This window comes from Serratia plymuthica NBRC 102599 (assembly GCF_001590925.1).
GTDB classification, from domain to species: domain Bacteria; phylum Pseudomonadota; class Gammaproteobacteria; order Enterobacterales; family Enterobacteriaceae; genus Serratia; species Serratia plymuthica.
Map to the genome: position 1 here is coordinate 123,656 of NZ_BCTU01000007.1, position 13,276 is coordinate 136,931.

Here is a 13,276-nt window from a genome sequence, read left to right on the forward strand (position 1 = left end):
TAAGACATGGCTAAGTTCTTTATAGATCGCCCGATTTTCGCCTGGGTAATCGCCATCATCGTCATGTTGGCGGGGGTGCTTGCAATAATGAAACTGCCGATCGCGCAGTATCCCACTATTGCACCACCGGCGGTGAGTATTTCCGCCAACTATCCAGGCGCGGATGCAAAAACGGTGCAGGACACCGTGACCCAGATTATCGAACAGAACATGAACGGTATCGATAATCTGATGTACATGTCCTCCACCAGTGATTCCTCTGGTAGCGTCACCATTACGCTGACGTTTAACTCCGGTACCGACCCTGACATTGCGCAGGTTCAGGTCCAGAACAAACTGTCGCTGGCTACGCCGCTGTTACCGCAAGAAGTGCAGCAGCAAGGCCTGAAAGTAGAGAAATCCAGCAGCAGCTTCCTGATGGTAGCCGGCTTCATTTCCGACGATCCGAACATGACTCAGGACGACATCGCGGACTATGTAGCTTCAAATATCAAGGATCCTATCAGCCGTTCACAGGGTGTGGGTGAGGTGCAACTGTTTGGTGCACAGTACGCCATGCGCATCTGGCTGGATCCGGGCAAGCTGAACAATTTCCAACTGACCACGACGGATGTGACGTCCGCCATCACCGAGCAGAACAACCAGATCGCCGCAGGGCAATTGGGTGGGATGCCACCGGTACCGGGCCAGCAGCTTAACGCCTCAATCATCGCGCAGACCCGTCTGACCTCTCCGGAAGAGTTCGGCAAAATTCTGCTTAAGGTGAATGCAGACGGCTCGCAGGTTCGCCTGAAAGACGTAGCGCGTATTGAGCGTGGCGGCGAAAGCTATGCCGTAACCGCACGTTACAACGGCAAACCGGCGGCAGGCCTGGGTATCAAACTGGCTACCGGTGCCAACGCCCTGAACACCGCCAAAGCGGTAAAAGACACGTTAGCCAAGATGCAGCCGTTCTTCCCTCAGGGGATGAAAGTGGTTTGGCCGTACGACACCACCCCGTTCGTCAAGATTTCGATCAACGAAGTGGTGAAAACGCTGTTCGAAGCGATCGTGCTGGTATTCCTGGTCATGTATCTGTTCCTGCAGAACTTCCGCGCGACGCTGATCCCAACCATCGCGGTACCGGTCGTCTTGCTGGGCACCTTTGCGATACTGGCGGCCTTTGGCTTCTCGATAAACACCCTGACGATGTTCGGCATGGTGCTGGCGATAGGCTTGCTGGTGGATGACGCCATCGTGGTGGTGGAGAACGTCGAGCGCGTAATGTCCGAAGAGGGGCTGCCGCCGAAAGAAGCGACCAAGAAATCGATGGAGCAGATCCAGGGTGCGTTGGTCGGTATCGCCATGGTGCTGTCAGCGGTATTCGTACCTATGGCATTCTTCGGCGGTTCAACCGGTGCCATCTATCGTCAGTTCTCCATCACCATCGTTTCCGCTATGGCACTGTCGGTGCTGGTGGCGTTGATTCTGACGCCGGCGCTGTGCGCCACCCTGCTGAAACCGGTGCAGAAAGGCGATCACGGGGCTAAAACCGGCTTCTTCGGCTGGTTTAACCGCATGTTCGAAAAGAGCACCCACCACTACACCGACAGCGTAGCCAGTATCCTGCGCAGCACCGGTCGCTATCTGGTGATCTACCTGCTAATCGTCGTCGGTATGGGCCTGCTGTTCCTGCGCCTGCCGTCCTCGTTCCTGCCGGAAGAAGACCAGGGCATCCTGCTGACCATGGTGCAGTTGCCTGCGGGCGCCACCGAGGCTCGAACCTCGAAGGTGCTGGAAGAAGTCACCGACTACTTCCTGACCAAAGAAAAAGACAACGTGGTGTCGGTATTTACCGTTGCGGGCTTCGGCTTTAACGGTAACGGCCAGAACAACGGTCTGTCGTTCGTCAGCCTGAAAGACTGGTCCGAGCGTAGCGGGGAGCAGAATAAAGTACCGGCAATTGCAGGTCGCGCCATGGGTGCGTTCTCGCAAATCAAAGACGGCCTGGTATTCCCATTCAACCTGCCTGCAATTATCGAACTGGGTACCGCTACCGGTTTTGACTTCCAGCTGATTGACCAGGGTGGCCTGGGCCATGAAAAACTGACCGAAGCGCGTAACCAGCTGTTGGGCATGGCAGCCCAGCATCCGGACCTGCTGGTCGGCATGCGTCCTAACGGCCTGGAAGATACGCCGCAGTTCAAACTGATTATCGATCAGGAAAAAGCCAAGGCGTTGGGTGTCAGCATCACCACCATCAACAGCACGCTGACCACCGCGTTGGGTGGCTCGTACGTGAACGACTTCATCGACCGCGGTCGTGTGAAGAAGGTTTACGTGCAGGCTGAAGCACCGTTCCGTATGTTGCCTGAGGACATCAACAAGTGGTTTGTCCGTGGCACCAGTGGCCAGATGGTTCCGTTCTCCGCATTCTCTTCAGCGAAATGGGAATACGGTTCGCCGCGTCTGGAACGCTATAACGGCCTGCCTTCCATGGAAATTCTGGGTCAGGCGGCACCGGGTAAAAGTACCGGTGAAGCAATGAACATGATGGAAGAGCTGTCCTCCAAGCTGCCGAGCGGCATCGGTTACGACTGGACCGGTATGTCCTACCAGGAACGTCTGTCCGGTAACCAGGCCCCTGCCCTGTACGCCATCTCGATTCTGGTGGTGTTCTTGTGCCTGGCCGCGCTGTATGAAAGCTGGTCGATTCCGTTCTCGGTCATGTTGGTTCTGCCTCTGGGGGTTATCGGTGCGTTGCTGGCGGCCACCATGCGTGGTTTGAACAACGACGTTTACTTCCAGGTGGGGCTGCTGACCACCATCGGCCTGTCGGCGAAGAACGCCATCTTGATAGTGGAATTCGCCAAAGACCTGATGGATAAAGAAGGTAAAGGCCTGATAGAAGCCACGCTGGAAGCGGTGCGCATGCGTTTGCGCCCGATTCTGATGACTTCACTGGCCTTCATCCTCGGGGTACTGCCGCTGGTTATCAGCAGCGGTGCAGGCTCCGGCGCGCAAAACGCGGTAGGTACCGGCGTTATGGGCGGGATGATTACCGCTACCGTGCTGGCCATCTTCTTCGTTCCTGTCTTCTTCGTGGTGGTTCGCCGCCGCTTCAGCAAGAAGTCTGAAGATGTGGAACACAGCCATCCGGTTGAGCATCACTGATAACCCAGTGAGTGCTTACCACTGAACACAAAGGCCGCTTATGCGGCCTTTTTCTTTGGCTTCATCCGCTTAATGCAAACCACTCTCATTAATTCGCCTGTCGCTGCATTTTGTACTTGATCCGCTCTGCCGTGCGGCGCATAATTATTGTTATAGTATAACATTACATGAGAGGGCATCATGAAAGCAGGCATCCATCCAAACTACCGTACCGTGGTGTTCCACGATCTGAGTGCCAACACCTATTTTAAAGTGGGTTCGACCATTAATACCGATCGCACCATTGAACTCGATGGCGAAAACTGGCCGTACGTCACTATCGACGTCTCTTCCGCTTCGCATCCGTATTACACCGGCAAGCAGAAAGAGTTCTCCAAAGAAGGCAGCACCGCGCGCTTCCAGCAGCGTTTTGGCCGCTTCCTTGGCAGCAAATAAAAGGGAATCAACATGCAGGTTTTAAGTTCGTTGCGGTCGGCGAAGAAGCGCCATCCGGATTGCAAAGTCGTACGCCGCAATGGCCGTATCTATGTGATTTGTAAAAGCAACCCGCGCTTCAAAGCGGTGCAGGGACGCAAGAAAAAACGTTAACGTCTGAAGTGTCATCTGTCGCAAAGCCCCGTTGCTGCTCAACGGGGCTTTTTTATGGAGAAAGGAAACTGAAACGCAACCCGTTGCCCCGCCTTACCGGCAGGGCCGCTACGGTTTATTTCATGCTGCCTAACAGCGTATCGACGTTGTGCCGGAACGCCTGTACATAGGTCGCCGCCGGCCCTTGCGGTTTGGACAGCGCCTCTGGATACAGTTCACCACCGGCTTTCGCGCCGGTGGCGGCGGCAATCTGTTTCACCAGCCGCGGATCGGTTTGGTTTTCAATAAAGTAGGCATTAACCTTCTCCTGTTTGATCTGCTTAATCAAACCGGCCACGTCGCTGGCGCTGGCTTCAGCCTCGGTAGAGAAACCGACCGGAGCAAGGAAAGTGACGCCATATTCTTGGCCAAAATAACCGAAAGCATCATGACTGGTCAGCACCTTGCGTTTTTGCTGCGGTACCGCGGCAAACTGGGTTTTGGCCCAGAGATCCCATTTCTGCAACTGCTGGATATATTCTGAACCGCGCTGGCGGAAATAGTTGGCGTCCTGAGGATCGGCAGCAATCAGCGCATTCATCACGTTGGTTGCGTATTGCACTCCGTTCTTCATGCTGTTCCAGGCATGGGGATCGGTGACCTCCTTGCCGTCTTCGCTCATCTGGCGGGTGTCGATCCCCTGTGATGCGGTAACCACCTGCCCTTTATACCCCGAGGCACCGACCAGGCGATCAATCCAGCCCTCCAGCCCAAGCCCGCTGACGAACACCACATCGGCCTGCGACAGCACCTTGCTGTCTTTCGGCGAAGGTTCAAAGCTGTGCGGATCGCCGTCCGGCCCCACTAATGTAGTGACCCTGACGTGTTCTCCCCCCACCTGCTTCACGATATCGCCGAGGATCGAAAAGCTGGCGACGGCTTCAACGGTTTTCGCCATCGCCAATGGGCTGGACAGCAGAGCAGCGACTGCCAGCGAAATAGGTAAACGTTTCATACTTTCTCCTTGAACTTGGCACTTCTCAACGGCGCGCGAGAGAATAAATTCCCCCACGCGTCCCAAACAAAATCGACCCAAAAAAGATCACGCTGGCGCTGAGCACAATCGCCGGGCCGGCGGGCAATGACGCGTAATAAGACCATTCGAGGCCAATCAGGCTTGAGAGCATGCCAATCCCCATCGCCACCGCCAACGTATGCGGCAGATTACGCGCCCAGAAACGCGCGCTGGCGGCAGGCAGCATCATCAACCCCACCGACATCAGCGTGCCGAGGATCTGGAACCCCGCCACCAGATTTATCACCACCAGAGCCAGAAACAGCCCGTGTATCAGCGCCAGCCAGCGCGGCGCACTGACTCGCAAAAAGGTGGAGTCGAAAGATTCAATGACTAGGGCGCGATACAGCGCCGCCAGTGCCAACAGCGAAAAACTGGCTATTACACCCACCATCAAAATGGCGTTCGTGTCCACCGCCAGGATAGAACCGAACAGCACATGCAGCAGATCGACGCTGGAACCGCGCAGTGAGACCAGTGTCACCCCCAGCGCCAACGAACCCAGATAAAAACCGGCGAAACTGGCGTCTTCTTTCAGCGGCGTTCGGCGGCTGACCAGCCCGGAGAGCATCGCCACCGCCAGCCCGGCGATAAACCCGCCGACACCCATCGCCACCAGCGACATGCCTGAAATCAAATAGCCTATCGCCGCCCCAGGCAGCACCGCATGGGACAACGCATCGCCAACCAGACTCATGCGCCGTAGCAACAGAAACACCCCCAACGGCGCGGCGCTGAGCGACAGCGCAAAACAGGCCACCAGCGCACGACGCATAAAGCCGAATGAGGCAAAGGGATCGATGAGAGGATCAAGCAGCATCATGGCGCTACCGCCCTCAGGCACTGGGGCCGGCAGGCGACGTTCAGCGCCGGAATATGTTCCAGCACCCGATCGGCATCTCCCCAATGGCAACACTGTGGCGTTAACAGCAACGCCTGAGGAAAATGATTAGCTACCATCGACATATCGTGCAACACGGCAATCACCGTTCGCCCCTGTTGGTGCAGTTGTGCGATCACCTGCAGCAATAATTGGGTGGTGGCGCTGTCGATGCCGGTAAAAGGTTCATCCAATAAAATCAACGGTGCCTGCTGGACCAGCAGGCGAGCAAACAGCACGCGTTGCAGCTGGCCACCTGAAAGCTCGCCTACCGGGCTTCTCGCCATCGACGCCATGCCCACGGCATCCAGCGCCTCGACAATCTGCAGCCCGGCGCGCTTGTTCAGCCCACGGAACATACCGCACTGCGGCCAGCTTCCCATTGCCACCAGATCGCTCACCAGGATCGGGAACTGACGATCCAGTTCAGCCTGCTGCGGCAGATATGCCATGCGCGGTAACTTGTTGCCGCTGAAAAGCAGGCTGCCGCTCTGCAAGGGTAAAAGCCCAGCCAAGGTTTTCAGCAACGTGGACTTGCCGGCACCGTTAACACCAACCACCGCCGTCAAAGAGCCGGCAGCGAAATGTCCGCTAAGCGGTGGAAACAACGGAGTGCCGCCGTAACCAACCACGGCCTGTTGCAGCGTAATCATGGCAGCAATACCGCCCAGCGAATGCCCAGCCACAACAGGGCCAACAATGCTGCCGCAATGCCGCAGCGTAATCCCGCCGATGCGGTGAACAGGGAATGCAGTGACGGCTCAGCGTCATGTTGATGGGGTGCGGATGTCAGTTTCATAGCCAAAGAGAAGAAAGATTTATTGTTACAGTATAACATCACATAACCATCGACACCTCAAGCGCTCCCCCGGCGATTTATGTAACGGAACTTAACAAAGAAAGTTATGCTTGCACCGATAATTAGCAGATTAACGAATAACGGGGCTACTCCCTTTGAGATATACCGAATAACATCAGGGTTATTAAGCAGTAAACAACGTTGAGAAACTGTAAAAAAGCCCCCGATAAACGAAAAGTTTACCGACGAGGTGACGAAAAAGGAGTAAGATAAATAGATTGGATAGCGGTACGGCCAGACATTAAATGCATGTGACTCTTCGTTGCGACACAATGACGGAAGCACTTTCCGTTAAAAAACTAAAAAAAATGATTAACGATAAAATTTCAGAGTTGGTGCCGGCATTGACCAGCGGCCTGAGTTTTTATTCGGAAAGCGCAGGTTACGCCGAGGGCTCATTAGAAATACTTGATATTCAAAATGTGAGCAGCAACCAGTATTCAATGAGTTATCGCTATAAATGGACAATTTTCAACGCCTGTCTGGATATCAGCGCCGAGGAATACATCAGCGACAGCGTGACTTTTAGCGTTGTCGAAACGGGATTAACCTTTGACATCATTGATAACTCCCGCCCCTCTACCGCAGATGAATTGTAAGTTTACGTAATAACAGCAGGCCAAATGCGAAAAAATGATTTATATTCATTATACGGAAAGTTTATTTTGTCACCGTTAAGCTGCCTCCGTCCATGATGTAAATCAGCTTACTCACAGAGTGTTATCAACACCGAAATTAAGACTTACGGAGGGGATGATATGGATGAGTATTCGCCTAAAAGGCACGATATTGCTCAGCTCAAATTCTTGTGCGAAAATTTGTATGATGAAGGTATCGCAACACTGGGCGACAGCCACCACGGCTGGGTGAACGATCCAACGTCTTCCGTCAACCTCCAGCTTAACGAGTTGATTGAACATATTGCTTCGTTTGTGATGAGTTATAAAATTAAATACATGGACGAAAGTGATTTATCGGAGTTAGTCGAAGAGTATCTCGACGATACCTACACACTGTTTAGCAGTTATGGTATTAATGATTCCGATTTGCGCCGCTGGCAAAAAACCAAAGCGCGATTATTCAGAATGTTCTCAGGAGAGGGCATCTGTACGACAATGAAAACTTAGGGGATAATTATCCCCAAATTACTCTACGGTTTATAAAACTAAAGGCTATCATGACTAAAATTGACTATCTGATGCGTTTACGTAAATGCACCACGATTGACACCCTGGAACGCGTTATTGAAAAAAATAAGTATGAGCTTTCGGATGACGAACTAGAGCTGTTCTACTCTGCAGCGGACCACCGTTTGGCCGAGCTCACCATGAATAAGCTTTACGATAAAATCCCCGTTGCCGTTTGGAAATTCGTACGATAATCCAGGTGATAAATGCGTTGAGCCGATACCTTTATCGGCTTCAATGTTTACGGCAAGCACGCATTTATCTTATTGACTTGCAGTGATTTTCATTCACTGCCGAAATCCCGCAATATAGTCGGAAGCCCCCCCTCAATAATAGCCACTGTCAATTCCCCGCCCCTTATTACACCGCCAGAAAATCCATCGGATAACGGCGGCGCACCAGCGGAAAAACCGGCGCGCCAAACAGTACGCAGGCTACAACATGCGGCGCAGAATCGCATTCTTTTCAAAGTAGTGATGCTTTATCACCGCAGCCACGTGGAGCACAATCATTCCCGCCAGCGCCACACACGAACAGCGATGTATGACAAAAAAGAATCTGTTCACCTCCAGGCTGTCCACCGGGCGGGGGAAATCTATAACGCCAAAGACCTGAAATCCCTTTTCCAACATTAAAAAACCGCTGATCAATACCACGAAAATAAGCAGGTAGAATACCTCGTGCAGCAAATGCACCAGCCCCTTCCCATGCCCTTTCAGCATTTCGCCATAGGGGACCGAAGGTCTGAAAAAACGCCAGAGAAAGCGTGCCATCATCAGCGGCGTCAGCACCAGGGCCAACGACATATTGGTTTCCGAGAAAAAGGTAAATATCCGCTCATTCGGCATAAAATGCAGTGAATATCCGACAATCATGACGTAAAACATCGCGACGGCAATGATCCAATGCAATAGGCGGCTGAAGAGATCGTAACGAGTGCGGATGCCAATCGTTTCAGTTTGATGTTGCATAAAACCCTCTTAAAAGCGGCCATTGCTGGCCGCTGAATATTCTGTTCGTTATCGGATCGCTTACTTCTTCACAACCCACGCGTCCTGCCAGTTGGAACCCACACCCGGCTCATAATTGTTTGATGCGCTGTTCCACTGCATGCAGTAGCCGCTGTACGGGAATGGCTTACATTCGTAAACCTTGCCATCTTTCGGCTGCAACACGGTGGTGCCGGCGGTGTATTTGCTCAGGTCGTTCGGGAAGACGAAGTTATATTCTCCGGTGCCGCCGGTAGACTCGGCTTCAAGATTGAAGTTCTCAACGTCAGGCTGAATGCTATGCCCGTTATCGTTAGTCGCAATCACCTTCAACATATGGTGACCTTCGCTGACGTTGTTCAGATCCATGCTCAACGGCTGGCTGGCGTCATCTACGATGGCTTTCAGGTAGCCTTTCTCGGTCTGATGATGATCGAACACGCGCGCTTCGACGGTCAGCTTGCCTTTCACCTCAGCGTTAAAGGTCAACTGGGATTTACCGTCTTTGATCTTGGTGCTCGACAGCCCGCTAATGCGGATTTCCTCGGTAACGGCCGGTGTTTCTTCCTCATAGGAAATCACCACGCTCTTCAGCGTGCTGCCTTTCTTGGCGAAGACGTAGTTGTTACCGGCGATTGGGTTGACGTTGCCGTCTTTATCTTTAACACCGGCGCGCACGTCGGCGTGGGTGGCGTTAATTTTTTCCGCGAGCGCCTGGCTCCAGCGATTTTTATCGGTCAGCGCTTCGCTGTTGATATCGAGTTCGACCTGCATGGCGATCACTTCGCCGGCATCACTGAAGAAACGGGCGATCGCCTTATCGCCGATCAACAGGTTTTTACCGTTGATCTGCCCTTGCAGTTGCTGGTTCCACTCGGAAACAATGCCGCCATCTTCAAAGTTAACGTCGACAGCCTGATAGAAGCTGTTTACCGTGTCGTTAATTTCCCACACGCCATAAATCACCTGGTAACCGGTTCTTTCCGGAACTACGCACTGGTGAACTTCACGCTCTTTTGGCGCATCGCCGTGACCATCGACTTCACAGAAAGGCTCACTTTCGAAAGATTCACGCGACAGCGGCTTATTCACATCCCAGTTCTGCTTGGTGATGTAATAACGCCAGTTGTTGGTTTTATGCTTGGCGGTATGGTACCAAGTGAAGGCCTGCGGACCCGGCTTCATGGTATTCAGCGCCCAAATGTTGATGCCCTGACGGTCAAGTGGCTCAAAGCCCCCGACGCCGCCGCTGGCCAATTGGCCATCAAGAGGCTGGTCATTAGCCGGAAAACCAGAGATTTGCTCCACGCTCTGCGGTTCATACTGCGCCCGACCGCAGTCGGTGTTTGAACCCAGTTTGCATTTAAATGCGCGGCTCTCGGGGACTTCAATATAACCGTGTGACCATGCAGCGGAAGAGGCGGCAAGTGTTGCCATCATCAAGGCAATTTTTGATAATTTCATTACTACTCCAGTTAAACTGTTCGGCTTTCAACTGATAAAAGTCAAATAACTTTCAGTCGAGTTATTTACTGTTCTAATAAACGCGGTAACTTCCCGCCCCAAGAGAATAAAACGAATAAATAAGCCTGAGATACTTAGGTTGCCTTAACTTAATGCACATTAATGGCAGCAAACCCTTAGTAAATATGAAGAATACTTAAAAAAAAGCGGGAGCATTGAAACCATCATAAGTCGAAGATAAAATAACCAGCCACTCCCAATACCGAAGATGAGAATAGCGTGTTTACTAAAAATATTGCTGCGTTAACGATATCCCTCGGACTGCTGTCCGGCTGTCAGCATTCTGCAGAACATAAAACCACACCGCCAACGGCTGAGCATCAGCTGGAACAACTGTCCTCACTGGTCGGAGCCAGCCAGTTTCTTCGGGAAAAATGCAGCCGCGCCGACATCCCGACCAATGATAAGTTGGCCGCAGCGGCATTGAACGAAGCAAATAAAAAAGGTTGGCCAAGCCAAGACGTGAATAAAACCCAATTACTCGATGCGGCCAAAGGGGTATTTGATCGACTGAATGCCGACGCTACGCCCCTGGCGCAGAAATGCAGCAGCTTTAACCAGTCGCTGGCGCGTTTTCTTGAGCATACGCGCTAGCCGACAACCGGCTGGATAATCCAGTGGTAAAGCATCCACGACCATCCGGCTATCGCCAGTCCTGGCCCGAACGGCAAGGGCTGCGAGCAGCTGCGGGAGCGCATCACGCGCAGTAGCAGCAGCCAGATCAGGCTGCTGGAAGAACCGATAAGCAGGATAGGCGGCAGGGCTTCATATCCCCCCCACGCCCCCAACGCCGCCAGCAATTTAAAGTCGCCATACCCCAAGCCTTCACGCCCGGTCGATAACCGGAAACCCCAGTAAAGCAGCCAAAGGGTGAGATAGCCCGCTACCGCCCCGATTACCGCGGCGGGTAAAAATTGCGGCTGCGCGATGCTATGCCACAACAACCCGGCCCACAGTAATGACAGCGTCAAACAATCGGGCAATAGCTGCCGCTCCACATCGATAGCCGACAGTGCCAACAATAATGAAAATAACGCCAACATGAAAAACCAGTCGATACCGACGCCGATAAAACAGGCTATCGATATACCGGCCAGCATGGTAACTAATTCCACCAGCGGATAACGCGAGGAAATATCCCCCCCGCAGTGGCGGCAACGCCCGCGCAATATCAACCAACTCAGCAGTGGAATATTATCATAGGGTTTTATTTTCTCTAAACAATGTGGACACGTTGACCCTGGCAGAAAAAAATTAAATACATCAGGATGACGACCATTAACCCTTTCATCCTCTTCACGCTCAAGCATCTTGGGCAGTCGGTAAATTATCACATTAATAAAACTGCCCAAACAAAGGCTCAGCACTGCGCTGAATAATAGCCAGCAGTCACTGGCCATATTTTCAATGACGGATAACATATTTCCCTCTGAATGAATAAAACCGGGATCGCTTATAAAATGGCTTGCTGCGCCGCCACCAACAGTTGGCTGACCTTCACCACGCCCTGATCCTGTTCGCTACGTTCTACGGCAAGTTGCACCACCCGAATCCCTTGCTCGCGCTGCAATTCGGCCAGCCAGATCGTTAAACGCGCGAACGGGATGGAGACTAACGTCATCCGCACGCCTTCTTCGCTTTCTTCCCAGGCCGTAACGGGAATTTGATTTTCTTGCGCGCTCTGCCGCAGGCGTTCCTGCAACAGCACAGGGGGGGCGGCGTCAGGCGGTAATCGCGATTGCAACCTGGCGACGTTGATCATCTGCCCATTAAGCGCCTCCAACCGCTGCGTATTTTTTTTCACCTGATAAAACTGATACAGACAATAACTGAAGGCCGCCAACAGCATCAGACTCAACGCCACCGCCGCCTGCAAGCTTTTATCGGCTCTTAAATCGGCTATCCGCGCTTTCATTGCTCTTCTCCAACCGTCAGGGTCACCAAATTATCCGAAGGCCCTTCCGTCATGGCGATGCTGATGCCATTGTCTTCGGTTGGTGGCGCCAGTTGCGTATCCTCTTTTAACAGGGTGATAACCAGCTCATTTTTAGCGCCATCGAAAATTAACGACTGCAGTTGCGGCTGCTCCCACAGAGACAGCGCCTCGGTGGCATAAGGCAACAGCTTAAACAGTTGAGGCTCCTTCAATATATTTTGCATCTGTCTGACTTTTTTTCTGGCCTCCTCAACGGGCGAAGCCGTTAGCGGCTGCCCCGGCGACAAATGCTGATATAAAGCGGCCATCTGCCTTTCGGCTTGCCCGGCCTTCAGTTGATGGTACAAACCGCAAACCAACAACGAACAACTGACCAATATCAACGCACAGGCGATCTTTCCCGGAATAAACCGCGGCCATCTGAGGGCGGGTTTAAATTTCCCCTGCAGCAGGTTGCTCTTGCTGCGCCCGGCTTCGTTCGCCAATTGCCATAGCGGATCCCCTGCGCAGGATCCGCTCTCCCATGTCGAGGGCACACTGCCACCGGCGTGAATGCAAAGATCCGGCGTGACCGGAAGTTCGGTGTCCTCCCATGCGCACGGCAATTGCATGCCCTGCCATTTTCCCGTTCTTATCAACCATCGATCGGGCCAATAGGCCACGCTGCACTCTCCGGGCAGGGGCAATGCCAGCACGTCCGGGAGCATTTTATCGGCATGAAGGCCGCAGGCACGCAGCCGTTCGCACCAGGTTTGCATTTGTGTCAGTGTGACCCCGGCAATGCCGAAATTCATCTGCTCCTTGCCCAAGATTACCCAGTGCATCTGCTCCACGTCGGTCAGCAGTTCGCTTTCATGCTGGAACGCCAACGCCATCGGTGTCGCCAGCCTGGATTTCCCCTGAAACTGCGTATTGCGCAGCACCACATGGCGCGCAGGAACCAGCACCACCACCCTGCTGTTCCGCGCCATAACCGCCAGCTCGGCATCCGCATTATCCAGATCGAGGCTGGCGGCAAAGACGCTTTGCGCTTCCCCCACCTTGCCCCAGCGCACATCGGCGACGGCGCCGTGTCCCAGGGCGATTAACAGAATATTGTCCGACAT

General features: G+C 53.2%; 15 protein-coding genes. 7 read left to right on the forward strand and 8 right to left on the reverse strand.

Annotation, left to right across the window (positions count from 1 at the left end; genetic code table 11):
- Nucleotides 1–6 precede the first annotated feature (6 nt).
- The 3 genes from sdeY (at nucleotide 7) to ykgO (ending at nucleotide 3,741) form a co-directional block, all read left to right on the forward strand.
- Nucleotides 7–3,153, forward strand: a complete 3,147-nt coding sequence (gene sdeY, locus SPL01S_RS05260) for a multidrug efflux RND transporter permease subunit SdeY (protein ID WP_063198024.1) — start codon at nucleotides 7–9, stop codon at nucleotides 3,151–3,153.
- Between the two features lie 180 nt (nucleotides 3,154–3,333).
- Nucleotides 3,334–3,588 carry a type B 50S ribosomal protein L31 gene (locus tag SPL01S_RS05265; RefSeq protein WP_004949355.1) on the forward strand — a complete coding sequence of 85 codons (255 nt, stop codon included), beginning with the start codon at nucleotides 3,334–3,336 and terminating at the stop codon, nucleotides 3,586–3,588.
- 12 nt (nucleotides 3,589–3,600) lie between these two features.
- The gene (gene ykgO / locus SPL01S_RS05270; RefSeq protein ID WP_004949353.1) at nucleotides 3,601–3,741 is read left to right on the forward strand and encodes a type B 50S ribosomal protein L36; all 141 of its coding nucleotides are present in this window, start codon (nucleotides 3,601–3,603) and stop codon (nucleotides 3,739–3,741) included.
- 115 nt (nucleotides 3,742–3,856) lie between these two features.
- On the opposite strand, the gene SPL01S_RS05275 is transcribed toward ykgO, so the two are convergent.
- The 3 genes from SPL01S_RS05275 to SPL01S_RS05285 are packed head-to-tail and all read right to left on the reverse strand — an operon-like array spanning nucleotide 3,857 to nucleotide 6,328.
- A complete protein-coding gene (locus SPL01S_RS05275) occupies nucleotides 3,857–4,735 on the reverse strand; it encodes a metal ABC transporter substrate-binding protein (protein WP_063198026.1) in 879 nt (292 codons plus the stop codon).
- A gap of 25 nt (nucleotides 4,736–4,760) precedes the next feature.
- Nucleotides 4,761–5,618 (reverse strand): metal ABC transporter permease, encoded by an 858-nt coding sequence (locus SPL01S_RS05280; protein ID WP_063198028.1) that lies wholly within the window; start codon nucleotides 5,616–5,618, stop codon nucleotides 4,761–4,763.
- Nucleotides 5,615–6,328, reverse strand: a complete 714-nt coding sequence (locus tag SPL01S_RS05285) for a metal ABC transporter ATP-binding protein (RefSeq protein WP_062869870.1) — start codon at nucleotides 6,326–6,328, stop codon at nucleotides 5,615–5,617. Before SPL01S_RS05285 ends, SPL01S_RS05280 begins: the two co-directional genes overlap by 4 nt.
- A gap of 478 nt (nucleotides 6,329–6,806) precedes the next feature.
- On the opposite strand from SPL01S_RS05285, the gene SPL01S_RS05295 reads away from it, so the two are divergent.
- From SPL01S_RS05295 to hha, 3 genes are all read left to right on the forward strand, one after another.
- A complete protein-coding gene (locus tag SPL01S_RS05295; RefSeq protein ID WP_081113142.1) occupies nucleotides 6,807–7,133 on the forward strand; it encodes a hypothetical protein in 327 nt (108 codons plus the stop codon).
- Between the two features lie 159 nt (nucleotides 7,134–7,292).
- Nucleotides 7,293–7,661, forward strand: coding sequence for an Hha toxicity modulator TomB (gene tomB, locus SPL01S_RS05300; protein WP_004949348.1), 369 nt, complete (start codon nucleotides 7,293–7,295; stop codon nucleotides 7,659–7,661).
- A 50-nt stretch (nucleotides 7,662–7,711) separates the two neighbouring features.
- On the forward strand, nucleotides 7,712–7,915 hold the full coding sequence (gene hha, locus SPL01S_RS05305; RefSeq protein WP_006322256.1) for a hemolysin expression-modulating protein Hha: 204 nt from the start codon (nucleotides 7,712–7,714) through the stop codon (nucleotides 7,913–7,915).
- 240 nt (nucleotides 7,916–8,155) lie between these two features.
- Here the strand turns inward: hha and SPL01S_RS05310 are convergent, their stop codons facing one another.
- Together SPL01S_RS05310 and gbpA are read right to left on the reverse strand one after the other, a co-directional pair.
- Nucleotides 8,156–8,692: a cytochrome b gene (locus tag SPL01S_RS05310; protein ID WP_006323971.1), complete on the reverse strand. Its 537-nt coding sequence runs from the start codon at nucleotides 8,690–8,692 to the stop codon at nucleotides 8,156–8,158.
- Between the two features lie 60 nt (nucleotides 8,693–8,752).
- Nucleotides 8,753–10,174: an N-acetylglucosamine-binding protein GbpA gene (gbpA, locus tag SPL01S_RS05315; protein WP_062869867.1), complete on the reverse strand. Its 1,422-nt coding sequence runs from the start codon at nucleotides 10,172–10,174 to the stop codon at nucleotides 8,753–8,755.
- A 279-nt stretch (nucleotides 10,175–10,453) separates the two neighbouring features.
- Between gbpA and gspS the strand changes: the two genes are divergently transcribed.
- Nucleotides 10,454–10,828: a type II secretion system pilot lipoprotein GspS gene (gene gspS, locus SPL01S_RS05320; protein WP_063198035.1), complete on the forward strand. Its 375-nt coding sequence runs from the start codon at nucleotides 10,454–10,456 to the stop codon at nucleotides 10,826–10,828.
- Here gspS and SPL01S_RS05325 read toward each other — a convergent pair.
- Genes SPL01S_RS05325 through gspL form a run of 3 tightly spaced genes read right to left on the reverse strand, consistent with a single transcriptional unit; the run spans nucleotide 10,825 to nucleotide 13,276 of the window.
- Nucleotides 10,825–11,655: a prepilin peptidase gene (locus SPL01S_RS05325; RefSeq protein WP_073972022.1), complete on the reverse strand. Its 831-nt coding sequence runs from the start codon at nucleotides 11,653–11,655 to the stop codon at nucleotides 10,825–10,827. The two genes, gspS and SPL01S_RS05325, sit on opposite strands and share 4 nt — an antisense overlap.
- 32 nt (nucleotides 11,656–11,687) lie before the next feature.
- Nucleotides 11,688–12,149, reverse strand: coding sequence for a type II secretion system protein GspM (gene gspM / locus SPL01S_RS05330; protein WP_063198037.1), 462 nt, complete (start codon nucleotides 12,147–12,149; stop codon nucleotides 11,688–11,690).
- Nucleotides 12,146–13,276: a type II secretion system protein GspL gene (gspL, locus tag SPL01S_RS05335; RefSeq protein WP_063198040.1), complete on the reverse strand. Its 1,131-nt coding sequence runs from the start codon at nucleotides 13,274–13,276 to the stop codon at nucleotides 12,146–12,148. The genes gspM and gspL overlap by 4 nt, the downstream gene beginning before the upstream one ends.

Bases quoted from the DNA above. Each gene is read 5' to 3' on its own strand.
- sdeY (WP_063198024.1), top strand. From the start codon at position 7: ATGGCTAAGTTCTTTATAGATCGCCCGATTTTCGCCTGGGTAATCGCC.
- SPL01S_RS05265 (WP_004949355.1), top strand. From the start codon at position 3,334: ATGAAAGCAGGCATCCATCCAAACTACCGTACCGTGGTGTTCCACGAT.
- ykgO (WP_004949353.1), top strand. From the start codon at position 3,601: ATGCAGGTTTTAAGTTCGTTGCGGTCGGCGAAGAAGCGCCATCCGGAT.
- SPL01S_RS05275 (WP_063198026.1), bottom strand. From the start codon at position 4,735: ATGAAACGTTTACCTATTTCGCTGGCAGTCGCTGCTCTGCTGTCCAGC.
- SPL01S_RS05280 (WP_063198028.1), bottom strand. From the start codon at position 5,618: ATGATGCTGCTTGATCCTCTCATCGATCCCTTTGCCTCATTCGGCTTT.
- SPL01S_RS05285 (WP_062869870.1), bottom strand. From the start codon at position 6,328: ATGATTACGCTGCAACAGGCCGTGGTTGGTTACGGCGGCACTCCGTTG.
- SPL01S_RS05295 (WP_081113142.1), top strand. From the start codon at position 6,807: ATGACGGAAGCACTTTCCGTTAAAAAACTAAAAAAAATGATTAACGAT.
- tomB (WP_004949348.1), top strand. From the start codon at position 7,293: ATGGATGAGTATTCGCCTAAAAGGCACGATATTGCTCAGCTCAAATTC.
- hha (WP_006322256.1), top strand. From the start codon at position 7,712: ATGACTAAAATTGACTATCTGATGCGTTTACGTAAATGCACCACGATT.
- SPL01S_RS05310 (WP_006323971.1), bottom strand. From the start codon at position 8,692: ATGCAACATCAAACTGAAACGATTGGCATCCGCACTCGTTACGATCTC.
- gbpA (WP_062869867.1), bottom strand. From the start codon at position 10,174: ATGAAATTATCAAAAATTGCCTTGATGATGGCAACACTTGCCGCCTCT.
- SPL01S_RS05325 (WP_073972022.1), bottom strand. From the start codon at position 11,655: ATGTTATCCGTCATTGAAAATATGGCCAGTGACTGCTGGCTATTATTC.
- gspM (WP_063198037.1), bottom strand. From the start codon at position 12,149: ATGAAAGCGCGGATAGCCGATTTAAGAGCCGATAAAAGCTTGCAGGCG.
- gspL (WP_063198040.1), bottom strand. From the start codon at position 13,276: ATGTCGGACAATATTCTGTTAATCGCCCTGGGACACGGCGCCGTCGCC.